The following is a 24,164-nucleotide window of genomic DNA, read 5'->3' as shown; positions in this document are numbered from 1 at the left end:
CGCCGAATGCCGCCGAGAACGCGGCGTCGGCGGCCAGCCCGTGATCGCGCGCCAACATGGTCATCAGCACGAACTTGGACGCGAAGGCCAGCACCAGCAGGACCAGCGTGATCGGCGACCCCGGCCGCTCGATCATGCGCGTCTGCGGGTGATAGGTGGCGCGGCCGGCCCGCGACCACAGCATCCAGCCCAGCACGCCGCCCGCCACCATGCTGGCGGCGAACGCCTCGTAGGCGGCGCGCAGGTCGGTGACTTCGCCGTGGATCGACACCAGCACCCAGACCAGGAACAGCACCGGCAACAGGAAAGTGCGCGACACCGACAGCTGGCGCGGCCGCAGCGCGCGGATGCCGCGATACAGCAACAGCGCGAACAGCGCCCATACCCAAAGCGGCGTGCGATGCAGGATTTCCAGGCTCATGAGGATTCCAGGCAAGGGATTCCGGGCAGGCGCGACCGGAACGGCAGCGCCCGCCCAGTTGAGCAGAAATCGCCTGACAAACCGCTGGCGATTCAGGCCTCGGCCAGGGCCAGCGCTTGCAGCATCAGGTCCAGGTTCTGCACCGCCGCGCCCGACGCGCCCTTGCCAAGGTTGTCGAACACCGCGCTCAGCAGCACCTGGCCGTGTTCCGCGTTGCCATGCACGGCCAGCCGCAGGTCATTGGTGCCGTTGAGCGCCTGCGGATCCAGGAACGTCTGCGCCGCCGCGTCCTGCGCCGCCACCACCTGCACGTGGCGGGCGCCGGCATAGTGGCGGGCCAGGCATTGCTGCAGTTGCGCGGCGCTGACGCCGGCGGGCAGCAGCCGCAGCTGCAGCGGCACGGTGAGCACAATGCCCTGGCGGAACGCGCCGTACGACGGCACGAACACCGGCCGCTGGGTCAGGCCGGCATGGCGTTCGATTTCCGGGGTGTGCTTGTGCGCCAGGCCCAGGCCGTAGACCTGGAAGGCCAGCCCGCCGGTGGCGCCTGGCCCCTCATAGGCATCGACGCTGGCGCGGCCGCCGCCCGAATAGCCGGACACGGCGTGCACGCTGAACGGATAGTCGGCCGGCACCAGGCCGGCCTGCACCAGCGGCCGCAGCAAGGCGATGGCGCCCGTGGGATAGCAGCCCGGGTTGCTGACGCGCTTGGCCTGGGCGATGCGCTCGGCCTGCCCTGCCGCCATTTCCGGAAAGCCGTAGACCCAGCCCGCGGTGGTGCGGTGCGCCGAACTGGCGTCGATCACCCGTACCTCCGGATTGACGATGGACGCCACCGCCTGGCGCGCCGGCTCGTCGGGCAGGCACAGGATGGCGATGTCGCTGGCGTTGATGGCCTCGGCGCGCCGCCGCGGATCCTTGCGGTCGCCCTCGGCCAGCGTGAGCAGGCGCAGGTCGGCGCGGCCGCGCAGCCGTTCGTGGATCTGCAGACCGGTGGTGCCCTGGTCGCCGTCGATGAATACTAGGGGATGAGTCATGTGCGTGGCCTTGCGAAAAAGCCGGCGCGGCGCCGGCGGATGGGGTCGAAAGTGGATCCGGGTGTCCATCATTGCCCAACGCTCCGCATACGAAAAGTCGAATATCATGACGACGAGATTCAGAATTCCTGAATGAAACCGCCATGCGTGAAATCAACCTCGACCGGCTGCGCACCCTGGTCGCCATCGCCGACCTCGGCTCTTTCGCCGACGCCGCCCGCGCCCTGCACCTGGCGCCGCCCACCGTCAGCCTGCACGTGGCCGACCTGGAGGCGCGCGTCGGCGCGCCGCTGCTGACGCGCAAGCGCGGCCAGGTCCGGCCCACGCCCATCGGCGACACCCCGCTGGAACGCGCGCGCCGCATCCTGGCCGAGGCCGACCAGGCGCTCGACGACGTACAGCGGCAGGTGCAGGGCCTGGCCGGCCGGGTGCGGCTGGGGGCGTCGACCGGCGCCATCGCCCACCTGCTGCCGCAGGCGCTGGAAGCGCTGGGCCGCGAACACCCCGGCATCGACGTCCAGGTGGCCGTGCTGACGTCGCAGGAAACCCTGCAGCAACTGGGCGACGGCGCGCTCGACGTGGGCCTGGTGGCGCTGCCGCAGCCGCCCGTGCCGGGCCTGGTGCTGCGGCCCTGGCGGCGCGATCCCATCATGGCCTTCCTGCCCGCCGCCTGGAACCCGCCGGCCCGCGTCACGCCCGCGTGGCTGGGCGACCGGCCGCTGATCCTGAACGACGCCAGCACCCGGCTGTCGCGCCAGACCGGCGAATGGTTCGCCGCCGCCGGCCTGCAGCCGCGGCCGCGCATCCAGCTGAACTACAACGACGCCATCAAGAGCCTGGTCGCCGCCGGCTACGGCGCCACGCTGCTGCCGCACGAGGCCACCGCGCCGCAGGCCGACCCGCGCATCGCCATGCGGCCGCTGCGTCCGGCGCTGTGGCGGCCGCTGGGCATCGCCCATCGCGACGGACAGGTCGAGCGCGCCACCCAGCACGTGCTCGACGCCCTCTGGCAATTGCGCGCGGCCGACGATCGCGCCTAGCCTGGCGACCGGGCCGCGCGGGGTGCCTTTCCCTGCCAACCGATCCTGGCCGGCCGGCGCCTCGACCGCCGGCGCGGCCCCGGGATTCAGCCTGCCCCGGACGACGCCCGCCGCAGGAACGACGCGCGCTCGGCTTCCTCGCGCAGGCGCCGGGCGCGGCTGCGGAACAGGTCCTTGCGGCCGACGATGCCCAGCACCCGGCCGCTGTCGCGGTCCAGGATCGGCACGCGGCCGGCGCCGGACAGCGCCATGCGGTCGGCGATCTGGCTGGCCAGTTCCTCCGGAAAGCCATGGACCAGCTCGCGCCCCTGCAGCGCCTGCGCCAGGGTCTGTTCATGCAGCGCCGGTTCCAGCGCCCAGGCCAGGCTGTCTGCGCGCGTCACCTCGCCCACCGCCACGCCGGCCTCATCGACCACGGGGTAACTGGTGTGGACCGGCTGCGCGGTGGTGAAATGCGCGATCGCCTGCGCCACCGTCAGGCTGTCGGGCAGCGTCTGCACCGGCGTGGTCATCACCTGGCTGGCGCGCAGCAGGTCGAACGGATCGACCCGGTATTCGCGGCTGATGTGGTGGCCGCGGCGCGCGATCTTTTCGGTCAGGATCGAGCGGCGCAGCAGCAGCACCGTCACGCCGTAGGCGAACACGCAGGCCGCCAGCACCGGCAGCAAGGCCCCCAGGTTGCCAGTCAGCTCGACCGCGAACAACGTCGCCGTCAACGGCGCCCGCATGGTGCCGCCCATCATCGCCGCCATGCCCACCAGCGCCCAGAAACCCGGCGCGGCCTGCGGCAGCAGCGGCGTGGCCAGCGCGCCGAGCGCGCCGCCGAAGATCAGCAAAGGCGCCAGCACCCCGCCCGAGGTGCCCGAGCCCAGCGCGATCGACCAGATGGCCACCTTGACCACCAACAGCAGCAACACCGCCTGCAAGGCCAGGTCGCCCGCCAGCAGATGGTGGATGTTGTCGTAGCCCACGCCCAGCGCGGCCGGATCGATCAGGCCGCCGATGCCGATGGCCAGGCCGCCCAGCGCCGGCCACCACATCCAGTGCAGCGGCAGTTTCTCGAACAGATCCTCGGCCGCGTAGACCAGCGCCGTCAGCACGCCGGAGCCCAGCCCCGCCAGCACGCCCACGGCGGCGCAGGCCACCAGGTGCCACGGGGTGAATGCCATCACGCCGGCATAGCTGAAGACCGGCCCGTCATCGAGCGCGAAGGCGCGCGCCACGGCCGCCACCAGCGCCGCGGTGGCGACCGGCAGGAAGCTGCGCGGCTTCCACTCGAACAGCAGCAGTTCCACCGCCAGCAGCACCGCCGCCAGGGGCGTGGCGAAGATCGCCGTCATGCCCGCGGCCGCGCCGGCCACCAGCAGCGTCTTGCGCTCGCCGTCGTTCAGGTGGATGGTCTGCGCCAGCAGCGAGCCGATGGCGCCGCCGGTCATGATGATCGGGCCTTCCGCGCCGAAGGGACCGCCAGTGCCGATCGAGATGGCCGACGACACCGGCTTGAGCACCGCCACCTTGGGCGCGATGCGGCTCTTGCCGATCAGGATGGCTTCCATCGCTTCCGGAATGCCGTGGCCGCGGATCTTCTCCGAGCCGTAGCGCGCCATCAGGCCGATGATAAGGCAGCCGATGACGGGAATGGCCACCGACGCCGGCCCCAGGCGGCCGCTGGTGATGGGCAGGTCGGCGAACGAGAACAGGCCGTGGTAGGCCAGGTTGGTGCACAGCGCAATCAGGCGCAGCAGGGCCCAGGCGGCGGCCACGCTGGCCAGGCCGGTCGGCACGGCCAGCGCCATCAGCAGCACGACACGCTTGTCGGTGGTGAAGTCGCCCAGCCGCAAGGCGCGCACGGAAGAGGAAACGGGAGGCATGGTTCGAGGTGAGGAGATGGAAACGGAACGCGCGGCCGCCGCGTCCACGGGGACGGTGATCGGCCGCTGTTTGCGAAAAATCAAATATATCGTATCACGACATATATTAGAATCGGCCGGGTGAAACGTTCCCCTGCCCCCGACCTGCCGTCCGCCACCGACTACGAACTGCTGGCCGATTTCCGCTACGCGCTGCGCAAGTTCGCCGCCTTCAGCGAAAACGCCGCGGCCGGCCTCGACCTGATGCCGCAGCAGCACCAGGCGTTGCTGGCCATCAAGGGCAGCCGGCCCGGCGCGCCCGGCCGCCGCGGCCTGTATGTCGGCGAGATCGCCGAACGCCTGCTGGTGCGTCCGCACACCGCCGCCGAACTGGTCAATCGCCTCGAACGACTCGACCTGGTCAGCCGCGAACCCGATCCCGAAGACGGCCGCCGCGTCGAGGTGGTGCTGACGGACAAGGCCGAGCGCATCCTGGCCAGCCTGTCGGCCTCGCACCTCGAAGAACTGCGCGCCATGCGGCCGTTGCTGACCCGCCTGCTGGCCCGCATCGGCGACGACGCCGAGCGCTGATTCCGCCCGCCCCTCATGACCCGGCGGCATAAGCTCATGCCGCCGGCCGGCGCGCCGCGTGATAAATTGTCGTCCCCCGATATATCTGAAGCGGCGAGGTAAAGGTTTTGGCTGTGGCTATCAAGCGCTGGCTCGGTGCGTTCGCGCCGGCGCCGGTCGGCGTCAATCTGCGCGAAAAGCTCTATGGCGCGTTGGGCGCGCTGGTCGGGCTGTTCTGCACCGAATGGGTCGGCCACCACGCCCTGGGCAACGCCAACCCCTGGTTCATCGCGCCGATGGGCGCGTCCGCCGTGCTGCTGTTCGCCGCGCCGGCCAGCCCGCTGGCGCAACCCTGGTCGATCATGGCGGGCAACCTGGTGTCGGCCCTGATCGGCGTGTTCTGCGCGCAGGCGATAGCCGATCCCGGCGTGGCCGCGGCCACGGCGGCGGCGCTGGCCATCGCCGCCATGTTCTCGCTGCGCTGCCTGCATCCGCCCAGCGGCGCGGTGGCGCTGACCGCGGTGCTGGGCGGGCCGCAGGTCGCGGCGCTGGGCTATGGCTTCGTGCTGTGGCCGGTGGCCTTGAATTCCACCATCCTGCTGGGCATCGCCGTGGTCTTCAACGGCCTGCTCAGGCGCAACTATCCGCGCCGCCACGTCGAGCCCGCGCCCGGCCACCAGACCCGCGACCCGGCGCCCAGCGCCCGCCTGGGCTTCTCGCGCGCCGACCTGGACGAGGCCCTGGCGCAGCGCGGCGAGCTGCTCGACATCAGCAAGGAAGACCTCGAGGACATCGTGCTGGCCGCCGAGCTGCGCGCCAGCCGGCGGCGCTTCGGCGACGTGCGCTGCGCCGACATCATGTCGCGCGACATGGTCGTGGTGCAGCAACAGGATCCGCTGGACTACGCCGTGCGCCTGTTCGACAAGCACCGCCTGCAATGGCTGCCGGTGCTCGATTCCGCCGGGCACTACGCCGGCATGCTGGCGCAGGCCGACGCGCTGGCCCGCCGCGGCCGTCCGGCCCAGGTCACGGCCGCGGGCGGCGCGCCGGCCGACCTGCTGGTGGCCGACTGCATGCGTTCCGAGGTGCCGTTCGCCACGCCCGACCTGCCCGCGATCGAGCTGGCTCGCCCCATGTCCGACAGCCTGCACTGCGTGCCGGTGCTGGGCGAAGGCCGCGTGCTGGCCGGCCTGGTCACCCAGTCGGACCTGGTGGCCGCCCTGCATCAGATGGCACTGTCGGCCGCCGCCCAGGCCGCGCCCGGCCACGACGGCCGCCTGGCGGCGTGAGCCGCGACGCCTCCGTAGCCCTACGGATTCCGCGCCGGATCGGCCACGGGGCATAATTCCAGCGTGAATCCCCCGCTGCGCCACCGCGCCCTCCTCGCCTGGCTGGTCCTGTTCTGCCTGGGCGCCCTCTGGATCGGGCGCCAGCACTACGTCGACCAGTACGAACGCTTCTTCCAGGACACCAGCGTGGCGCAGCGCATGCTGAGCCAGAAGACCGTGCAGCACGAAGCCGTATTGGCGACGCTGTCCGCGCTATCGCACCCGCCCGCGCCCGAACGCCTGTTTCCCAGCCTGCGGCCGGCCATGCCGCAGTTGCAGGCGCTCGGCTACCTGCCCGACGGCGCCTGGGCCGGCAGCACGGCCGAACCGCCCGGTCTGCGCGCCGCGGTCGAGCAGGCCCGCACGCTGGGCCGCCCCGTGACACTGCCGCTGGATGCCGCCCGCTACTGGCTGGTGGCGCCGTCCAGCTGGAGCCTGCTGGTGGACGCCCGCGAACTCGTGCCCGCCGCCGACTTCCCCGCCAGCCTGGCCAACCTGACCCTCGCCATCGGCCAGCAGCCGCTGCCCCTGCTGCAACGGCAGCCGGACCCGGCCGGCCCCGGCTGGCCGCTGACGCTCGCCAAGCCGCTGGGCGCGGCCAGCCAGCCGTTCGCGCTGCACAGCACCCGCACCCTCACGCCCGCCTCCTGGCCCTGGCTGCCCTGGGGACTGTGGGGCCTGACCAGCGCGCTGCTGGTGACCGGCGTCACCGCCATGCGGCGCTCGCGCGCCGAGGCGCGGCGCCAGCAGGAACAGGCGCGGCTGGCATCCATGGCGCGGCTGAGCACGCTGGGCGAAATGGCCGCCGGCATCGCCCACGAACTGAACCAGCCGCTGACCGCGATCCTGGCCCAGACCCGCGCCGCGCAACGCCTGCTGGACGACGAGGAAGAACGCCCCAGCGTGCGCCGCGCCCTGCTGGCCAGCGCCGAACAGGCCAAGCGCGCCGCCGACATCATCAGCCGCATGCGGGCGCTGGTGCAGCCCAGCGCGCCCGGCCGACGCGAGGCGCTGGACCCCGACGCGCTGGCGGCCTCGCTGCGTTTCCTGCGCGAACCCGAACTGGCGCGCCAGGGCATCCGCCTGCACTGGCACAACGCCAGCCCGCAGGCGCGGCCCCTGGCCGAGCGGGTCGCGCTCGAACAGATCCTGCACAACCTGGTGCAGAACGCGGCCGACGCGCTGGCCGATGCCCCGGGGCCGCGCCAGATCACGCTCGAAGGCCGCGCCGACGGCGCCACCTACGTCTTCAGCGTCAGCGACAACGGACCGGGCATCGCCGCCGATGCGCTGCCCCGGCTGTTCACGCCGTTCTACACCACCCGCGCGCAGGGCATGGGCCTGGGGCTGGCGCTGTGCGAAACGCTGGCCGGCGCGATGGACGGCCGCCTGGCCGCGCGCAACCTGCAGCCCTCGGGCGCCTGCTTCAGCCTGACCCTGCCCCTGGCCGGAGGCCCCGCATGAACCTGCCCGACCAATCGCCGCTGGTCTACCTGGTGGACGACGACGACGCCGTGCGCGACGCGCTGGCGCTGCTGCTGCGCAGCGTCGGCCTGCGCAGCGCCGGCTACGGCGATCCGCAGCAATTCCTGGCGCAGCTGGCGCCGCAGACCATCGGCTGCGTGGTGCTCGACATCCGCATGCCCGGCATCAGCGGACTCGATGTGCTGGCGCGCCTGGCCGAGGCCTCCGACCTGCCGGCGGTGATGCTGACCGGCCACGCCAACGTCGACCTGTGCCGTCGCGCCTTCAAGGGCGGCGCCATGGAATTCCTGCAGAAGCCGGTGGACGACGACATTTTCCTGGACGCCGTGCAGACCGCCGTGCGCGGCCACATCGCCAGCCGCGAACGGCTGGCCGTGACGCAGGCCGCCGCCGAACGCCTGGCGCGCCTGTCCACGCGCGAACACGAGGTCTTCGAGCGCATCGTGCAAGGCCTGAGCAACAAGGAGATCGCGCGCGAATTCGACCTGTCGCCGCGCACCGTCGAAACCTACCGCGCCAATGTCTTCGCCAAGCTCGAGGCCGACTCGCTGGCGCAGCTGATCCGCCTGTACGCCACGCTGCTCGACTGAGGCATCGCCCGGCCGCCTCCGTAGCGCTACGGAGGCGCGTGAGTAATCGGGCGTATACCGCGCCGCGCGCCTTTTGGCCACACTGACTGCTCCTGATCCCCACACGAAAAAAGGACGCAGACCATGACCCGCCACCCGCTCGCCGCCCTGGTTGCCACGCTCGCCGTCAGCGGCGCCGCCCACGCCGCCGTGCTCACCGAAAGCAATATCTCGACCGCCGACGCCCAGAAGCTGGCCACCGCCGCCGTCGCCGCCTGCCAGGCCAAGGGCTACAACGTCAGCGCCTCGGTGGTCGACCGCGCCGGCCTGCTCAAGGCCTTCGTGCGCGCCGACAACGCCGGCCCGCACACCATCGAGGCGAGCCGCGCCAAGGCCTTCACCTCGGCCTCGGCCAAGGCGCCGACGCTGGCCATCATGGAGAACGCGCAGAAGAACCCCGGCGCCGCCAACCTGACCGACATCCCCGGCTACCTGCTGCTGGGCGGCGGCGTGCCGATCAAGGCCGGCAACAACGTCATCGGCGCCATCGGCGTGGCCGGCGCGCCCGGCGGCAACCTGGACGCGCAATGCGCGGACACGGTGCTGGAAGAGAACGCGGCGTTGTTCAAGTAAGCGGCGAGCGGAGCCGGCCTCTGACCGCCGCCGCATATCGGCCAATCAAGGGCCGGCTCCGCGCTCTGACTCAAAGGTGGATTGTCCGCGCTTGCCAGCCTGCGGGGCCCGCAAATGCGAATCACCAACCCACATCATCGAGGTTATTGCCCACCAAGGCGCAACCGGCATCCGCGACCGCCCAACCTTCTTCGAACAGCCACGCATTGCCCGTATCGGACAGCAGCGCACCGGACTGAAAATCTCCCTGCGCCAGCGTCGCCGTCACGCCGGAATCGGCTGTAACGAGCTGATTGAGGTCCTGCCTTATCGAGAGTTCACCGGCCCAGTCGATCGCCATGGGATATGCGTCGCGCAGCAGGCCATCGCAGAAAGTCTTCGTGAAAAAATCGGGGCTGTCGCATTGGAACAGATCCCAGGTCGCGTTGATCCAGTCATTGACGGGACTGCCATGGACCACAATGGGCGGCGGTGGAGGCCCCCTCAATCCCGTTCCGTCGTCGGGAAACGGAGGGTCCACCAACACTGCGTAAAATGGACCGCCATCAGTTCTGTCGGGTGGCGCCGATTGCTCCTCGGGAGGCGCGGTGGGTTCGGGTAAAGACGGTAACGGGACCGACGGCAATGGATGTGAGGTTATCGGCCCGATGTCGATGATTGAAGGTATCGGCATACTCGCCATATCCGGATCCGGATCGCTTGCTGGAGGCGCCGATGCCGCCGCAGGCGGCCTGACAGGGATCACGTCAGGGAAGACCTGAAAATCGTCGAGATACAGCCCGGGCCAGGCCATGGTCGAAGGTTCCGCCAGCACGACAGGGGCCTGCTGACCGGATTGCGCAGTGACAAAGCCCCCGTCATAGAGGGTGATCGTTCGGGACGATCCTTCGACTATCTCGCCCGCGACAACGGCTGCGATGCCGTGCGCTTCCCGATACGGATCCTCGTAATACGAAATCACCGCACCGGCCCCGGCCGTATCGGTCGCGATCAGCGTGAATCGTGTGAACGGGATGTCCCAGAACTCCTGATCACCGAATCCGCCGTGGAGGTCTCCTTCATTGACCGCCCCCCACATCATGGCGCCGAACTGATCCATATAGGACAACCCATCAATCCCGTCGAGGAGGCCATGGACCGATAGCATCAGATCCTTAATGGCCGTCATGAGCCCCTCGTCAAAAAGCGCGGGGAAATCGACGGCGCAGATCTTTGCGGCGAATGCGGCCGTCATCAGTTTGACGTAGCTTTTCTCATCCTCAGTAAGCTTGTTCTGGTCCAGCGCCACGAGGTCGCTCAGCAGATCCAGATCCGCATGAAATTTCTGCGTTGCCTCGTAGTCCGGATGTTCCATGGCTTTGACGTACGCAATATCGTGCGCCTTGCAGATTTCATCCAGCGGACTGTCCACCTTCACCCCGCCTCCTGGGCCGATACGTTGGAATACGGGCTCTCGAAGAAGCTCTTCCACAGTATTCGTTACTCCTCGCGCTCCCGCGGACCAATCCGGCCCGCACCATCGCCCGTATACCGGAAGCCAGCTGGAGGGATACCATCTCGGGTCTTGCACTCTGATGCTTCCATCATCTGTTGCCATGTCATTTCCCACTCGTCAATGCACTGCTTTTGAACACTACTTTGTGACTCGATGCACCTCTCCACTGGAAATGACCACCGGGATTTCCTCTGCTTCCCCCCATGACGGCAACGGCAATGCTGACCATTTCTTGGCAGCAATGTCGAGCATGGCGAGCCCCCCTGCCCCGCCACCAAAACGTAGGGGATGATCCCGATAAATGGACGCGATATATTTACCGTTCGGATCGCAGACCACTTCCCTGGGATCGAACGACGCCTCCGACCCGTCTTCTTGCAGCCATCCATTGCGCTCACCGTCGGCCGCAATACGAATAATCGTCAGGCCATAACGGGGCGTCTGGCCCCACAGGCACAGACTGCCTGCACGATCCATGGACGGCATCCTGATATGTTCGATTCCATCGAACACATCAGGAGTCGGCACCGTGTCGGCCCCTCGCTTCATTCGATAGATTTCATTGCCGTCATAGCGACGGTGGTATTCCGAGAAATGATCTATCGGCCCATAAGATTCAAACAAGATCTCGTCGTCCGAGATGTATTGCGCCTGCCCACCGTCGACAAAATGAAAGACGCTGGCAAAGGGCCGTTCCACTCTGTCGCGTCGATCAAATTCCCGGATATCGAAATCGAACAGGCGGATGCGCTTGCCAGGCGGCACCAGACGAGCGGCTCGCCAGAACGCGATGCGCGTCTCGTCCAGTGACATGAACGGCCACAGCTTGTTGCCGGGCGCTGTCGGGATGACCTCCCGCCCGCGGCCGTCCTGGTGCATCAACACGATTTCACTGTCATGGAGCGAGCGCTCCAAGGCGTCTTCCGACCCGCCATGGACGGGCCTGCGCGACATCACGATGAAATTGCCCTGGGGCGAATAGCGGGCATACGTATAGGAATAGGCCGGCGGCAACGCGTAGCGATACAGCCGGCCGGAATCGAGTCGGTAGCGCATGACGTCGCAGCGGTTATCGCCATCCTGGGCGCATTCGACAAACAGCCAATCCACGCCATTCGGATGCAGGCTCAGCGAGCGGATATCCCTGCCACCGTTCGGAGGAGAAAACGGCGTCCGCGTGGTCGGCGTTTCCACCACAGCGACGAGCGCCCTTTTCTCGTTCGCGACCGGGGAGGCCGATGTCCAGAGCGACCACCACAACGGCAGCACGCAAATCAGCGCCACCGTTGCCACGAAGATCCACGCGCGATTTCGCTTCATCGTCGCTTCCATATGCGTTCAGAAGCCCGCCAAGGCAGCGGAGCAATGTTCGACAACGTATATGGATGATCCAGGCGGCGAAAGGAGCGCCCCGACGAAAGCGGACGAGTACTCAGGAAATGGCCAGGCGCTTCGGCAGCCATCCGCCTCACACGGAACAGCGATGGTTCCGGCGCAACGCGCTAAGCACATCCCCCGCTGGAACTCCAGGCCCGAATAGCTATAATAGGAACCATTCCCATTATTCTTTCAGGTTTGGAGTCCCCGTGCCGCCCGGCGACCTCCCGGCTCCCCACGCCGTCGACACGCTCTACCGCTCGCACCACGCCTGGCTGACGGCGTGGCTGCGGCGTCGCCTGCGCGACGACCACGACGCCGCCGATCTGGCCCAGGACACCTTCGTGCGCCTGATCGCCGCCCGCGACACGCCGGGCCTGCGCGAGCCGCGCGCCTTCCTGACCCGCATTGCCCAGGGCCTGGTGGTCAACCTGTGGCGCCGCCGCGACCTCGAACACGCCTACCTGCAAGCCCTGGCCCAGCGCCCCGAGGCCAGCGCGCCCTCGCCCGAGCGGCGCGCGCTGGTGCTGGAAGCGCTGGTCGAGATCGACGCCATGTTGCAGCGCCTGCCGGCCCGCGCCCGCGAGGCCTTCCTGCTGGCGCAGTTGGGCGGCTACACCTATGCCGAGATCGGCCGGCGCCTGGACGTGTCCGAGCGCATGGTGAAGAAATACATGGCGCAGGTGATGCTGCAATGCCTGTTGATCGCGGACGGCGTCTGGTGAGGCCCGCCACGCTGTCCGCCCCGCCCGACCGCCGCGTGCTCGAAGCCGCGGCCGACTGGTTCGCGCGCCTGGGCGACGAGCGCGCCAGCGCCGACGACACCCGCCAATGGCAGGCCTGGCTCGATGCCCGGCCGGAACACCGCCGCGCCTGGGATGCCGTGGCCGCGATCAGCGCGCGCTTCGAATCCGTGGCCGGCCAGCCGGCGCTGGAGGCACTGACCGGCGCCGGACGCGGCCGCCGCCGCGCGCTGCGCACGCTGATGCTGCTGGCCGGCGTCGGCGGCCTGGGCGCCGCCGCCTGGAACCAGCCGGCCACCCGCCGCCAGTTGGCCGACCTGCGCACCGACGTCGGCCAGACCCGCCAGGCCACGCTGGAGGACGGCTCGCGGCTGTGGTTGAACACCGCCAGCGCGGTCAATCTGCGCTTTGACGCGCAGGCGCGCCGCGTGGTGCTGGTGGACGGCGAAACCCTGATCGACACCCATCCCGATTCCCGCGAGCCGGCCCGGCCGTTCCTGTTGGACGTGGGCTATGCGCAACTGCGGGCGCTGGGCACCCGCTTTGCCGTGCTGCGCGACGGCGGCCGCGCCTGGCTCGATGTCTACGCCGGCGCGGTCGAGATCCGTCCCGACGATGCCCCCGTCCGCATCGCGCAGGCCGGCACCCGCACCGGGTTCAGCGGCCGCGCTATCGACGCGGCCGAACCGCTCGACCCCGCCCGCGACGCCTGGACCCGCGGCGAACTCGTGGCCGATGGCCTGCCGCTGGCGCGCTTTGCCGCCGAGCTGGCGCGCTACCGCCGCGGCTTCGTCACCTGTACGCCGGAGGTCGCGCGGTTGCCGTTGGTGGGCGTGTTCCCGCTGGCCGACACCGACCGCATCCTGCGCGCGCTGGAAGCCACGCTGCCCGTGCGCGCCCGGCGCGTGCTGCCCGGCTGGGTCCGGCTGGAGGCCGCCTAGCGCCGGCCGGCGCGGGCGGCTTGCCCAACTATTTTGTAACAGCCGCGCGTTTCCGGTTCCCCTTTCTTCTTTTCGCTTGGCACTGCAGATGTACGACGCGTTTCGCGCGTCCGCCGCCAAGGAACCCCATGCACGTCCCTCCCTTCCGTTATCCGCTCCTGGCCCGCGCGCTGGCCACCGCGCTGACCGCGCCAACGGTCCTGCTGGCCGCCACGCCCGCGCAGGCCCAGGCGCCCGCCGGCTTCCAGGTCGCGCCCGGCCCGCTGTCGCAGGCGCTCAGCCAGTTCGCCAGCCAGGCCGGCGTGACGCTGTCGCTGGACGGCCGCCTGGTGGCCGGCAAGCAGAGCCCCGGCCTGTCGGGCGCCTACAGCGTGGACCAGGGCTTCGGCCGGTTGCTGGACGGCACCGGCCTGCGCGCCGAGCGGCGTTCGGACAACGTCTACACGGTGCGGCCGGTGGCCAGCGGCGACAATGCCGCCCAGCTGGAGCCGGTGACCGTGGTGGGCGCATCGACCGCCGAAGGCGCCTACCAGCCGGAGCCGGTGGCCTCGGTGACGCGCTCGCCACTGGCGGTGCTGGACCAGCCGCAGGCGGTCAACGTGGTGCCGGCCCAGGTGCTGCGCGACCAGCGCCCGCGCAACCTGGACGACGCGCTGGCCAACGTCAGCGGCATCACCCAGGGCAACACGCTCGCCGGCACCCAGGACACGCTGATGAAGCGCGGCTTCGGCGCCAACCGCGACGGCTCGATCATGCACAACGGCATGCCGCTGGTGCAGGGCCGCGGCCTGAACGCCGCCGCCGACAGCGTCGAAGTCCTGAAGGGTCCGGCGTCGCTGCTGTACGGCATCATGGATCCGGGCGGCGTCATCAACATCGTCAGCAAGCGGCCGCAGCTCACGCCGTACCACGCCATCACGCTGACGGGTTCGACCTATGCCCAGGGCCGCGACGGCGTCGGCGCCACGCTCGACAGCACCGGGCAGATCGGCGATTCGCGGCTGGCCTACCGCCTGGTGGTCGACACCATGAACGAAGACTACTGGCGCAATTTCGGCCGCCGCCGCGACACGCTGGTGGCGCCGTCGCTGGCCTGGTATGGGCAGGACACGCAGATCGTGGCCTCCTATGAGCACCGCGACTACCTGTATCCGTTCGACCGCGGCACCGCGCTCGATCCCACCACCGGCAAGCCGCTCGACATCCCCTCGCGCCGCCGCCTGGACGAACCCTACAACAACATGTGGGGCAGCACCGAACTGGCCCAGGTCACCGTGGACCAGCGCGTCACCGACAACTGGAAGGCGCACCTGGGCTACAGCTGGAACCAGGAACGCTACGACGCCAACCAGGTGCGCGTGACCGCCATCGATCCGGTGGCCGGCACCGTCAAGCGCAGCAACGACGGCACTCGCGGCGCGCTCTCCACCGACCACTACGTGATCGGGTACGTCGATGGCCGCGTCGACATCGGCGGCCTGCGCAACGACCTGCAGGTCGGCGCCGACTACGAGCGCCGCAAGATCTTCCGTTCCGACCTGATCCGGCAGAACCTGTCCAAGCCCTTCAGCTACGTCAATCCGGTCTACGACCAGCAGGACCCCGGCAACACCGTGGTCGCCAGCGACAGCGACCAGACCGACAAGCTGCGCGCCACCTCGTTCTTCCTGCAGGACTCGCTGCACCTGGGCGAACGCTGGATCCTGGTCGGCGGCCTGCGCTACCAGCACTATGAGCAGTTGGCCGGGCGCGGCCGGCCGTTCAGCACCAACACCGACATCGCCGGCGGCAAGTGGCTGCCGCGCGCCGGCCTGGTCTACAAATGGACGCCCGAGGTGTCGCTGTATGGCAGCTACACCGAATCGCTCAAGCCCACCTCGACCATCGCGCCGCTGACCAGTGGCACGGTGATCGACTCCGGCGTGGCGCCGGAACAGGCCAAGTCGTGGGAGCTGGGCCTGAAATGGGACATGCCGGGACAGACCACCGGCACGCTGGCGTTGTTCGACATCCGCAAACGCAACGTGCTGGTGTCGCAGTACAACGACGTCACCAAGCTGACCGACTGGCGCACCAGCGGCGCGGCGCGCTCGCGCGGCGTCGAGCTGGACGTGAGCGGTTCGCTGTCGGCGCGCTGGGACTTCATGGCCAGCTATGCCTATCTCGACGCCCGCACCACCGACGATCCGCAGTACCAGGGCAACCGCCTGTGGAACGTGGCCCAGCACACCGGGTCGCTGGCGCTGGTCTACAACGCCGGCCAGATCGGCGAAGGCCGCCTGCGCCTGGGCACCGCCGCGCGCTACGTCGGCACCCGCCCGGGCGATTCGGCCAACTCGTTCGTGCTGCCGGCATACACCGTGGTCAACGCCTTCGCCACCTACGACACCCGCGTCGCCGGCCGCAAGGTGCAGTTCCAGCTGAACGTCAACAATCTGTTCGACCGCACCTACTACACCTCCAGCGCCAACCAGTACTTCATCTCCATGGGTGACGCGCGCCAGTTCGTGCTGTCGACGCGGATGGAATTCTGAGCATGCAACCCCCTATCACCGCCTCCGCGCCGGCCGCGTTCCCGCGCCGAGCCGCGCCGCGCCTGCGCGCCGCCTTGTCCGCCGCCTGCGCCGCCGCGGCCCTGATCGCCCAGGCCCCGGCCGGCGCCGAAACGGCCGCCGCCCGCGACCCCATCGTGGCCGAGCGCAGCGCCACCGCGCTGCCCGGCAGCGGCCACAGTTGGGGCTTCGCGGCCCTGGCGCGCGACGGCGCCGAACTGCTGCTGGCGCGCCGCGAGAACGGCCTGACCGTCTACGACACCGCCCGCCGCCAGGCGCTGGCCCGGATACCCGGCACCGAAGGCGCCAACGCCGTCGCCGCCGTGCCGTCGGCCGACCGGCTCTACGTGGCCGGCATGGACGGCAGCGTGATCGTGGTGCGGGCCTCCGACCGGCAAGTGCTCAAGCGCGTGCCGCTCGACATCGGCAATCTCAACAACGTGCTGTACGACCCCGACAGCGGCCAGGTGCTGGTGACCAGCGGCCGCCGCGGCGCCGTGTCGCGCGTCTACCGCCTCGATCCGGCCTGCGACTGCGTGCGCGCCAGCCTCGACCTGCCGGCCGCCAAGCTCGACGCGCCCGCGCTGCTCGGGCCCGGTGTGGTGGCATTGCCGCTGCGCGACGAGGGCCGCATTGCCGTCATCGACCTGCGCCGCATGACGCTGACGCGCCTGTGGCAGCCGCCGCAATGCCCGCGCCCCAGCGCCCTGGCCGCCGATCCCGCCGGCAAGCGGCTGTTCGTCGCCTGCCGCGGCGCCGATCCGCGCCTGCTGAGCCTGGACGCGGACAGCGGCGCGGTGCTGGCCAGCGCCGCCGCCGGCCGCGACATCAACGCCCTGGCCTATGACGCCCGCCGCGGCTGGCTGCTGGCGCCCAGCGGCGCCGATGCCCGCCTGTCGATCCATGACGCGAGCCGTACCGGCCACCTGCGCCGGCTGGCCTCCATCGGCACCCGGCCCTGGGCCCACAACATGGCCTACGACGCCGACCACGGCATCGCCTACCTGCCCAGCATGGACGACACCGAGGTCTATCCGGCGGACGGCGGCGAGTCGCAACGGCATTTCACCGCCGACAGTTTCACCGTCACCGCGTTGCGCCTGCGCGAGGCGCGGCCATGAGCCTCACCTCCGCCAACTCCGCCGTCGCCCGGCCGCCGCGTCCGCCGGCGCGGCGCGGTCAATACCTGAAGGCGCTGCGCAAGGCCCACGGTTGGCTCGGTTTGTGGGGCGCGCTGCTGGGCCTGTTGTTCGGCGCCAGCGGCATCCTGCAGAACCATCGCGCCGTGCTCAAGATCGACATGCCCGGCCCGGCGGTCGAGACCCTGCAATTGCAGGCGCCCGCCGGCCTGCCGCGCACCGACGCGGCGGTCGGCCAATGGCTGCAGCAGGCCTTGAAGCTGGACAAGCCGGTCGAACGCATCCGCAAGGAAGCGGCGCAGGACGTGCGCTGGGGCGATGTCACCGCGCGCCAGCCCGAGCGCTGGCAGGCGCTGTTCCGCGCGCCGGGCTATCAGGTGCAGGTGGAATTCTGGCCGCAAAGCGGCGCCGCCAGCGCCCGCCGCAGCAGCGCCAGCTGGTGGGGCGTGATCCAGAACTTCCATCGCGCCAATGGCACCGGCGTGGCCTGGGTGCTGCTGTCCGACACCATCGGCGGCGCGCTGATCGCACTGTGCCTGACCGGCGTGCTGCTCTGGACCGAACTGGAAAAACGCAAGCTGATCGGACTGGCCATCGCGTTCGCGTCGGTGATCGCGTGCCTGGCGGCGGTGGCGCAATCGTGGGCCTGATGCGGCATCAGGCAGGTTGCGCCCCGGACGGCAACGGGCCGATCTCCAGCGGGCAATGATGCTTCAACGGAAAGCGCACGCGCCCGTCCACCACCAGGAAGTTCAGCTCGGCATCGCCGCGCGTGTGCAAGCGCCGCGCATCGAAGCGCAGGGCCGGAATGTAGGCGTCCTGATACCAGCGTCCATCCACCCGCACCCAGCGCACGTACTCCGGCGAACGCCCCAGCGTGCGCACGGTGACCAGCACTTCGGTCACCGGGCCGCGCACCGTGCGCTTGCAGGTTTGTAGCCGCGACCTTTGCTGCCACAGCCAGAGCTTGCGCAGCGGGCCGATACACGGCGGCGACAGGCACGCCAGCATCACCGCCGCGAACAGCCACAGGAACGCCTGGTAGGCATCCAGCGACAGGATCCCGACGATTGCCCCCAACCCCACCGGCAGCATCATCAGGAACAGGAAGATCCCCACCATCCATGCCAGCGGCTTGAGCGCGCCGCGCCGCAGTTCGGCCCAGTCGTCCTCGCCCATGGGCTGGTCCGTGACCCGCACCGGCGGCAATTCCGGATAGTCCACCCGCGCGATCCTTTCCCCGCAGGAAAAACTGATCCGCGCCTGCGCATCGGGATACAAGGTATAGAGGTCCATCACCTCGTGCTGTACGATCGCGTCCGGATTGGGGGGATCGAGCAAGCCGGGCACCGGCTTGCCATCCAGCACGTAGTCGACGCGGGCGCCCTTCCACCGCAGTCCGCCCGAATTCCGGGTAGGCGCCACCGGGGCCGCCGACAACGGCACGCCATCGGCGCGCGGCCGCATGCCCGTCAGCGCGCCCTGCGCCACCTGGACGCGCCCGGCCCGCAAAACGCGGCCGATGCCCACGAAGGCCTGCCCGTGGCGCCAGGCCGTGTGCAATGCCACCGGCAGGAACACCAGAATCGCGACCAGAAGGCCATAGGAAGCGGCAATGGCGCGCCCGGGCACCACGTAGTCACTCAGCCATTGCGGCGGCGAATACCAGAGCCACAGCAGATACAGGAACATCAGGACGATGAGAAGGGCCAGCGCCATCAAGCCACGGTGGCTCTGGCGGCGGGCCTCGAGTTGGGCCCGCAAGGCGGCGTTCAATTCGACTTCGGAGAGGTGCATGGGGCGCTCGCAACGAATCGACAAGGAACCTGGGGCACAGTCGTCGGGACGGACGCCCGGACTGTGCTGTCGGCCGATGCTATCACGCGCGGGCGATGTTGTGACAAAAAACTACATCAATATAGATCGTGCCCAATCAGCGCATCGCCGGGTGGAGGATCGGAAAACAATCCCAAGACCGGCGCGTACACAAGTTCATCGACCTCCTGCCCAACGAGAGCATGGCGATGCATCAGGTTATCCATCAGTTCGAATGTGGCGTCATGGTCTGCGGCAAGCTCGACGCCGGCCATTCGTTCCGGATCCAGCGCCACGGACTTGGCTTGGAAATAAAACCGTATGCAATCGTCGAATTCAGGCCCTTTCCACGCATCGCACACCCACGGATTCGACTCTTCCGGCAACGGCACCCATGAAGGCAGGGGTTCGTCGCCGACCACTTTGATGGGGGGTGACGGGCGCCCCATCAGATCGCTGGGACCGGGTGGATCGACAACCTCGATGTAATAGGGAGGTTGAGATCCTGGCGGCGCGGATGCCACGGGTTTCTCCCCTGCGACAGGCTTATCCGGCCCCGCCGCGGGCGGAGCGGCGGGCGGCGCGCTCGGAGCGGGAGGCGGCGCGGGCGGCACGAACGGCAGGCTGGGAACAAGCGCCCAATCTCCGAAGCCGTCAGGCGGTATTCCGATCTCTCCCCCCGATATCAAGTTTCCATCGTGGTGCGGCGCGCTGGCGTCATTCCCCGGGGGCGAGCCGGCCGAGGGATGAGGGGCCGGCGTAAGCAGGGTTACCGGCGTCGAGGTTCCGATCTGTTCGAGCACCGAGCCGTCGTTCATCACGGTGATGATTCTCGTCGCTGCTTCAACGACCAGGCCATTGGCGATGGGCGTAAAGCTGTGGATCGCCTGGAATGCATCCTGGTAGCAAGCCCACGTGTTGCCGGCGCCGTCCATCTGCGTGCACGTCACTCCGAAGAGTCGGTAGGCGAGGCCCTCGTTCTTGGCATCGAAAGCCATGCCTGTGATCGTGCTGCCGAACTGATCGGTATAGGTCAGGCCATCGATCTGGTGGAAGAGCTTTTCAATAGATGCCATCCACTCCAACAAGCCATTCTTCAGCAGTTCGTAGCCCCACAGGGGTAGATCGACGCTGAACAATTTCTCTGCAAACGCGCACGCCATCAACTTGCTATAGGTCTGTTCGACTTTAGGCAGGCTTTTCTGGTCAAGCAGAGAAATACTTCTCAGCAGATCCATGTCAGCCTTCAACTTGAGCCCGGCTTCGTTCGGTTTCCCTTCCGCTCTGACATAGTCGATATCATGCACCTTGCAAATCAGATCTAGCTGACTTGCCTGCCCGGGCTGTCCATCAGCATCGGAAAACCTCAATACATCGCTGTCCAGCAATTCATCCAGACTCTTCGTCCCTCCACGTTCCCCGGCGGACCACTCGGGGCCGCACCATCGCCCATATACGGGAAGCCAGCTGACCGGATTGAAACTGGGGTCCTGCAGCCGGATGCTTCCATCTTCAGATGCCATTTGTGTCTCCTGCAAAGGTAAAGGCCGCTACGGCTCCAGGCCGTGCGTGGGATGATCTCGAACCGTGACGGGCATGATTTCGGCATCTTCCCAGGCCGGCAGCGGAATCGGCGACCAGGTGCCGGTGGCGATGTTCAGCAGCGAGATTCCGGCGAGCCGGTCCGCGGGGTCGAAGGGCTGGTCCGAATGGAGCGCAACGACGTAACCGCCGTGGGGATCACAAACCAGTTCCCTGGGATGGAACGAGAGCGCCTGCTGCCAGCCGACACGCGCCCCTTGCGCCGAGACGCGGATGACGGCCAACCCGGATTCCGGTGTCTGGCCCCAGAGATACTGGTTGCCGGCGTCGTCCATTGACGCAATGCGCGCATTCCGGATTCCGGGGAAGACCTCGGGTGTTGGCACCTCCTGGACTCCACGTCGCATCCGGTAGATCTGGCTTCCCTGATACCGATTCATGTAGGTCGACAGGAAATCGCCGGGACCGAAGGAATGGAACAGGATCTCGTCGTCCGAGAGGTATTGCGCCTGCCCTCCCGCGACGAAAGCGAACGTGCCGCCGAACGGCCTTTCCGCCGCGCTGCGCCGATCAAATTCCCACACGTCGAAATCCAGCAGGCGCAGGCGGCGGCCCGGCGGCAACAGGCGACCGCTGCGCCAGAAGGCGATTCTCGTCTCGTCCTGCGACATGAAGGGGGACAACTTGATGCCCCGCGCCAACAGCAGGATGTCGAAGGCACTGCCATCAGACCGCATCAAGGCGATCTGCGAATCGTCCACGGATCGGCGCGCATCCGCCTCGCTGTCGCCATAAACCGGTCGGCGCGACATCACGACGTAATGACCGTGCGGGGAGTAATGGGCATGGGTATACAGATACCCTTCCGGCAGCCCATAGCGGAACAACTTCCCGGAACTGCGCTGGTAGCGCATGACGTCGCACCGCTCGCCGCCTGGTCCGGAACACTCCACGAATAGCCAGTCATCGCCGCTGGGATGCACGCTCAGCGAACGGATTCTCCGGCCGCCGTTGGGCGGTGCGAACCCCGTCCGTATCGTTGGCATGGCCGGGACCGCCAGCGGGGCGACTTGAGAGGAGGATTCCACCGGAATCAGCACCCGCCACCACAGCGGCAGGACAGCGGCCAGGGCCAGCGCGGCCAGAATCACCCCCACTCCATATCTCCGACACCACGCCACCGCCGCCTCCACGCCGCCACCCGACAACCGGCCCGCGCATGGAGCCGTTATTGCCGATCCTCCGCAATAACGTATCGGCGAGAACGGTCGAGCGGAAGCGGTTGCCGGTGGAAAGCGGACGGATGCTCAGCGCGTCGGGCGCAGCTTCAGCGCCACCCAGATCCCCGCCACGCAGGCCGCGCCGAAGATCCAGCCCGAGGCCGCGCCCGCCATCACGCCAGACAGCAGAGTGCCGACGGTGCAGCCCAGCGCGCTCATGCCGCCCCACCCCATCAGGACGCCACCAGTGAAGTTGCGCAGGATCTCGCGCGCCGTCGGCCAACGCGGCCGGAACGCGCCGGCGGCCAGCGCGGCGGCCCAGGCGCCCGCCACCAGCGCCAGCACGAAGGCGCCGTTGTTGGACAGCAGCGCGTTCTTGACCGCGGTGGCGCAGCCGGCGAAGGTGTCCAGCCCCTCCAGCCGGGCGGGCAGCGCGCCGGCCGCGGACGCGGCGGTGCGGGCCACGCTGCCCAGTTCGGCGGTCACGCCCAGCGGCGCGATGCGCAAGTAGGCGATGACGCCGATGAAGGCCACCAGCAGGCCGCCGACCGCGGGCGGCCAGCGGTCCCGCAGCACGGCTTGCCATGGCGAGGGCGGCGGCGTGGCCGGGTCGTTCGCCGCGTCCTGGAAGGCATTCGCTGGCCGGATGGCGGCGCCGTCAGGCGCGCCATCGGCCTGGCGCGCCGCCGGAACGCGCCGGCCGAGCCGGCTCAGGCCCAGCGCCAGCAACGCCAGCAACGCGACTTGCAGCAGCACGGTGCCGCCGTAGCCGAGGTGGTGCGGCAGCCACACCACCGGCGCCTGCTGGATCATGGCCAGGTACAAGGTGTTCCAGGACGCGAAACCCAGCACGAAGCCGACGCCCGCGCCCAGCAAGGCGAATGGCGAGGCCAGCGCGCCTTCGCCGAGGCGGTAGAAATGCGCGCTGATGCAGGAACCCGAGATGCGCATGCCGACCCCGAACACGAACGCCCCGGCCACCAGGGCCAGGCTGACCGGCCCGATGTGAGCGCCGGGCGGCAGGCGCTCGGCCCCGGGAATGGGCAGGAACGCGCCGAACACCGCGTGGTAGCCGAGCGTGCCGACCGCCAGCGCCACCAGCACGGCATAGGCGCCGGCGGGGTCGCGCCGTTCGATCGCGTCACGCGCGATGCAGTAGAAGCAGAATCGTGAACGTTGCAGCACGATGCCGAAGGCGGCGCCGAGCAGCAGCGACAAGGACAGGCCGCGGCCGCCCTCGGGCTGCGACGCCAGCCACCAGGCGGCCGCGCCAATGGCGGCCAGCAGCGCCACGGCCGCCGCATTGCCGATCGCCGCGGCGGCGGACGGGATCGCGGCGGCCGAGCCCGTGGCGACAGCCGCCGCCGACCCGGCCGCCGGCGCGGAGTTTCCCAGGGCGCTCACTCAGGTCTTGCCCCACACGGTGCCCGACGGATTGCTGATCGGCGAACCGACGCTATTGCCGTACTCGGTCCACGAACCGTCGTAATTGCGCACGTCGTAGCCCAGCAGCTTGCGCAGCGCGAACCACGAGTGGCTGGAGCGCTCGCCGATGCGGCAATAGGTGATGATGGGCTTGCTGCCGTCCACGCCCACCGCCTGGTAGATGGCGCGCAGTTCGTCGGCCGACTTGAAGGTGCCGTCTTCCGCCACCAGCTTGCTCCAGGTGACGTTGACCGCGCCCGGCACGTGGCCGGCGCGCACCGCCAGTTCCGGCACGCCGTTGGGCGCGAAGATCTTGCCGCTGTATTCGTCGGCCGAACGGATGTCGACCAGCACGCCCTGCTTGTCCTTGCGCGCCACCGCCAGCACGTCCTGCAGGTGGGCGCGCAGCGCCGGGTTGGCGTCCTTGGGACGCGCGTTGCCGGCGGCCAGCACCTTGACGCTGCTGGACTGCGGGCGGCCCTCGGCTTCCCATTTCTTGCGGCCGCCGTCCAGGATCTTCACATTGTCGATGCCGTAGATGTCGAAGATCCACGCGCCCCAGGCGGCGAACCAGTTGTTGTTGTCCCCGTACAGCACCACGGTGCTGTCGGTGTTGACGCCGGCGCGCTCCAGCAGCGCCTGGAACTGCTTGGGCGGCGCGATGTCGCGGTTGACGGTGTCGACCAGGTCGGTGTGCCAGTTGACGTTGCTGGCGCCGGGAATGTGGCCGCGCTCGAACAGGCCGGGATTGACGCTCACCTCGATGACACGCACCTTGGGGTCGTTCAGGTTCTTCTCCAGCCACTCGGTGGTGACCAGGTACTTGGCGTGCTGCGCCGTGGCGGGAAAGGCCATCAGGCTGGCCAGCGCGGCGAAAGCGCCCGCCAGCAGTTTCGATAGGGACATCATGATCTCCGGAAGCAGGCGCAATGCGGCCTGGGAATCCGGAGCATATTTGTTCAGCTTACAGTCAGGAACAATT

At 68.9% G+C, this 24,164-nt stretch carries 21 protein-coding genes; 11 read left to right on the top strand and 10 right to left on the bottom strand.

The genetic code is table 11. The features are described from left to right. A partial coding sequence (locus tag AOZ49_RS10440) for a DUF6622 family protein (protein ID WP_054475121.1) occupies positions 1-421 on the bottom strand: 421 nt, incomplete at its 3' end. Positions 422-513: 92 nt separating this feature from the next. After that, positions 514-1,458, bottom strand: coding sequence for an N-acetyl-gamma-glutamyl-phosphate reductase (gene argC, locus AOZ49_RS10435; protein ID WP_054475178.1), 945 nt, complete (start codon positions 1,456-1,458; stop codon positions 514-516). 143 nt (positions 1,459-1,601) lie between these two features. Here argC and AOZ49_RS10430 point away from each other — a divergent pair, with 143 nt between their 5' ends. Further along, complete coding sequence (locus AOZ49_RS10430; RefSeq protein WP_054475117.1) at positions 1,602-2,498, top strand: LysR family transcriptional regulator; 897 nt, start codon at positions 1,602-1,604, stop codon at positions 2,496-2,498. An 86-nt stretch (positions 2,499-2,584) separates the two neighbouring features. On the opposite strand, the gene AOZ49_RS10425 is transcribed toward AOZ49_RS10430, so the two are convergent. Continuing rightward, positions 2,585-4,369, bottom strand: coding sequence for a chloride channel protein (locus AOZ49_RS10425; RefSeq protein ID WP_054475115.1), 1,785 nt, complete (start codon positions 4,367-4,369; stop codon positions 2,585-2,587). 120 nt (positions 4,370-4,489) lie between these two features. Between AOZ49_RS10425 and AOZ49_RS10420 the strand changes: the two genes are divergently transcribed. The 5 genes from AOZ49_RS10420 to AOZ49_RS10400 all read left to right on the top strand — a co-directional run bounded on the left by AOZ49_RS10420 (position 4,490) and on the right by AOZ49_RS10400 (position 8,933). Continuing rightward, positions 4,490-4,939: a MarR family winged helix-turn-helix transcriptional regulator gene (locus AOZ49_RS10420; RefSeq protein WP_054430530.1), complete on the top strand. Its 450-nt coding sequence runs from the start codon at positions 4,490-4,492 to the stop codon at positions 4,937-4,939. A gap of 107 nt (positions 4,940-5,046) precedes the next feature. Further along, the gene (locus AOZ49_RS10415; RefSeq protein WP_054475112.1) at positions 5,047-6,207 is read left to right on the top strand and encodes an HPP family protein; all 1,161 of its coding nucleotides are present in this window, start codon (positions 5,047-5,049) and stop codon (positions 6,205-6,207) included. Positions 6,208-6,270: 63 nt separating this feature from the next. Continuing rightward, on the top strand, positions 6,271-7,710 hold the full coding sequence (locus tag AOZ49_RS10410; protein WP_054475109.1) for a sensor histidine kinase: 1,440 nt from the start codon (positions 6,271-6,273) through the stop codon (positions 7,708-7,710). Further along, entirely contained in the window at positions 7,707-8,321 is a 615-nt protein-coding gene (locus AOZ49_RS10405; protein WP_054475107.1) for a response regulator transcription factor, read from the top strand. The genes AOZ49_RS10410 and AOZ49_RS10405 overlap by 4 nt, the downstream gene beginning before the upstream one ends. Before the next feature lie 123 nt (positions 8,322-8,444). Beyond that, positions 8,445-8,933 carry a GlcG/HbpS family heme-binding protein gene (locus AOZ49_RS10400; RefSeq protein ID WP_054430534.1) on the top strand — a complete coding sequence of 163 codons (489 nt, stop codon included), beginning with the start codon at positions 8,445-8,447 and terminating at the stop codon, positions 8,931-8,933. A 121-nt stretch (positions 8,934-9,054) separates the two neighbouring features. Here the strand turns inward: AOZ49_RS10400 and AOZ49_RS10395 are convergent, their stop codons facing one another. Then, entirely contained in the window at positions 9,055-10,404 is a 1,350-nt protein-coding gene (locus AOZ49_RS10395) for a hypothetical protein (RefSeq protein WP_156355624.1), read from the bottom strand. Positions 10,405-10,566: 162 nt separating this feature from the next. Next, positions 10,567-11,748 carry a hypothetical protein gene (locus AOZ49_RS10390; protein ID WP_054475174.1) on the bottom strand — a complete coding sequence of 394 codons (1,182 nt, stop codon included), beginning with the start codon at positions 11,746-11,748 and terminating at the stop codon, positions 10,567-10,569. 266 nt (positions 11,749-12,014) lie between these two features. Here AOZ49_RS10390 and AOZ49_RS10385 point away from each other — a divergent pair, with 266 nt between their 5' ends. The 5 genes from AOZ49_RS10385 (at position 12,015) to AOZ49_RS10365 (ending at position 17,830) form a co-directional block, all read left to right on the top strand. Next, positions 12,015-12,530, top strand: coding sequence for a sigma-70 family RNA polymerase sigma factor (locus AOZ49_RS10385; RefSeq protein ID WP_054430535.1), 516 nt, complete (start codon positions 12,015-12,017; stop codon positions 12,528-12,530). Then, positions 12,500-13,489, top strand: coding sequence for a FecR domain-containing protein (locus AOZ49_RS10380; protein ID WP_082380387.1), 990 nt, complete (start codon positions 12,500-12,502; stop codon positions 13,487-13,489). The genes AOZ49_RS10385 and AOZ49_RS10380 overlap by 31 nt, the downstream gene beginning before the upstream one ends. A gap of 128 nt (positions 13,490-13,617) precedes the next feature. Next, on the top strand, positions 13,618-16,023 hold the full coding sequence (locus AOZ49_RS10375) for a TonB-dependent siderophore receptor (protein WP_054475104.1): 2,406 nt from the start codon (positions 13,618-13,620) through the stop codon (positions 16,021-16,023). A 2-nt stretch (positions 16,024-16,025) separates the two neighbouring features. After that, positions 16,026-17,162, top strand: a complete 1,137-nt coding sequence (locus tag AOZ49_RS10370) for a YncE family protein (protein ID WP_054430538.1) — start codon at positions 16,026-16,028, stop codon at positions 17,160-17,162. After that, a complete protein-coding gene (locus AOZ49_RS10365; protein ID WP_054475103.1) occupies positions 17,159-17,830 on the top strand; it encodes a PepSY-associated TM helix domain-containing protein in 672 nt (223 codons plus the stop codon). Before AOZ49_RS10370 ends, AOZ49_RS10365 begins: the two co-directional genes overlap by 4 nt. Positions 17,831-17,837: 7 nt before the next feature. Here AOZ49_RS10365 and AOZ49_RS10360 read toward each other — a convergent pair whose 3' ends face one another. The 5 genes from AOZ49_RS10360 to AOZ49_RS10340 form a co-directional block, all read right to left on the bottom strand. After that, positions 17,838-18,977, bottom strand: a complete 1,140-nt coding sequence (locus AOZ49_RS10360; RefSeq protein ID WP_054430540.1) for a hypothetical protein — start codon at positions 18,975-18,977, stop codon at positions 17,838-17,840. A 116-nt stretch (positions 18,978-19,093) separates the two neighbouring features. Continuing rightward, positions 19,094-20,518, bottom strand: coding sequence for a hypothetical protein (locus AOZ49_RS10355; RefSeq protein WP_156355623.1), 1,425 nt, complete (start codon positions 20,516-20,518; stop codon positions 19,094-19,096). A 27-nt stretch (positions 20,519-20,545) separates the two neighbouring features. Beyond that, positions 20,546-21,694 (bottom strand): RNA-binding protein, encoded by a 1,149-nt coding sequence (locus AOZ49_RS10350; protein ID WP_231690298.1) that lies wholly within the window; start codon positions 21,692-21,694, stop codon positions 20,546-20,548. A 150-nt stretch (positions 21,695-21,844) separates the two neighbouring features. Further along, positions 21,845-23,068: a YeeE/YedE family protein gene (locus tag AOZ49_RS10345; protein WP_369815788.1), complete on the bottom strand. Its 1,224-nt coding sequence runs from the start codon at positions 23,066-23,068 to the stop codon at positions 21,845-21,847. A 93-nt stretch (positions 23,069-23,161) separates the two neighbouring features. Then, positions 23,162-24,037 (bottom strand): sulfurtransferase, encoded by an 876-nt coding sequence (locus AOZ49_RS10340; protein ID WP_231690299.1) that lies wholly within the window; start codon positions 24,035-24,037, stop codon positions 23,162-23,164. Between the last annotated feature and the right edge of the window lie 127 nt (positions 24,038-24,164).

The organism is Achromobacter sp. 2789STDY5608615 (genome assembly GCF_001298995.1).
Classification (GTDB): domain Bacteria; phylum Pseudomonadota; class Gammaproteobacteria; order Burkholderiales; family Burkholderiaceae_B; genus Achromobacter; species Achromobacter insuavis.
This window is presented reverse-complemented; position numbering and strand designations above follow the sequence as displayed.

Coding starts and splice junctions, on each gene's coding strand:
- argC (WP_054475178.1), bottom strand. CDS start 1,458: ATGACTCATCCCCTAGTATTCATCGACGGCGACCAGGGCACCACCGGT.
- AOZ49_RS10430 (WP_054475117.1), top strand. CDS start 1,602: ATGCGTGAAATCAACCTCGACCGGCTGCGCACCCTGGTCGCCATCGCC.
- AOZ49_RS10425 (WP_054475115.1), bottom strand. CDS start 4,369: ATGCCTCCCGTTTCCTCTTCCGTGCGCGCCTTGCGGCTGGGCGACTTC.
- AOZ49_RS10405 (WP_054475107.1), top strand. CDS start 7,707: ATGAACCTGCCCGACCAATCGCCGCTGGTCTACCTGGTGGACGACGAC.
- AOZ49_RS10400 (WP_054430534.1), top strand. CDS start 8,445: ATGACCCGCCACCCGCTCGCCGCCCTGGTTGCCACGCTCGCCGTCAGC.
- AOZ49_RS10390 (WP_054475174.1), bottom strand. CDS start 11,748: ATGAAGCGAAATCGCGCGTGGATCTTCGTGGCAACGGTGGCGCTGATT.
- AOZ49_RS10380 (WP_082380387.1), top strand. CDS start 12,500: ATGCCTGTTGATCGCGGACGGCGTCTGGTGAGGCCCGCCACGCTGTCC.
- AOZ49_RS10375 (WP_054475104.1), top strand. CDS start 13,618: ATGCACGTCCCTCCCTTCCGTTATCCGCTCCTGGCCCGCGCGCTGGCC.
- AOZ49_RS10370 (WP_054430538.1), top strand. CDS start 16,026: ATGCAACCCCCTATCACCGCCTCCGCGCCGGCCGCGTTCCCGCGCCGA.
- AOZ49_RS10365 (WP_054475103.1), top strand. CDS start 17,159: ATGAGCCTCACCTCCGCCAACTCCGCCGTCGCCCGGCCGCCGCGTCCG.
- AOZ49_RS10360 (WP_054430540.1), bottom strand. CDS start 18,977: ATGCACCTCTCCGAAGTCGAATTGAACGCCGCCTTGCGGGCCCAACTC.
- AOZ49_RS10355 (WP_156355623.1), bottom strand. CDS start 20,518: ATGGCATCTGAAGATGGAAGCATCCGGCTGCAGGACCCCAGTTTCAAT.
- AOZ49_RS10340 (WP_231690299.1), bottom strand. CDS start 24,037: ATGGCCTTTCCCGCCACGGCGCAGCACGCCAAGTACCTGGTCACCACC.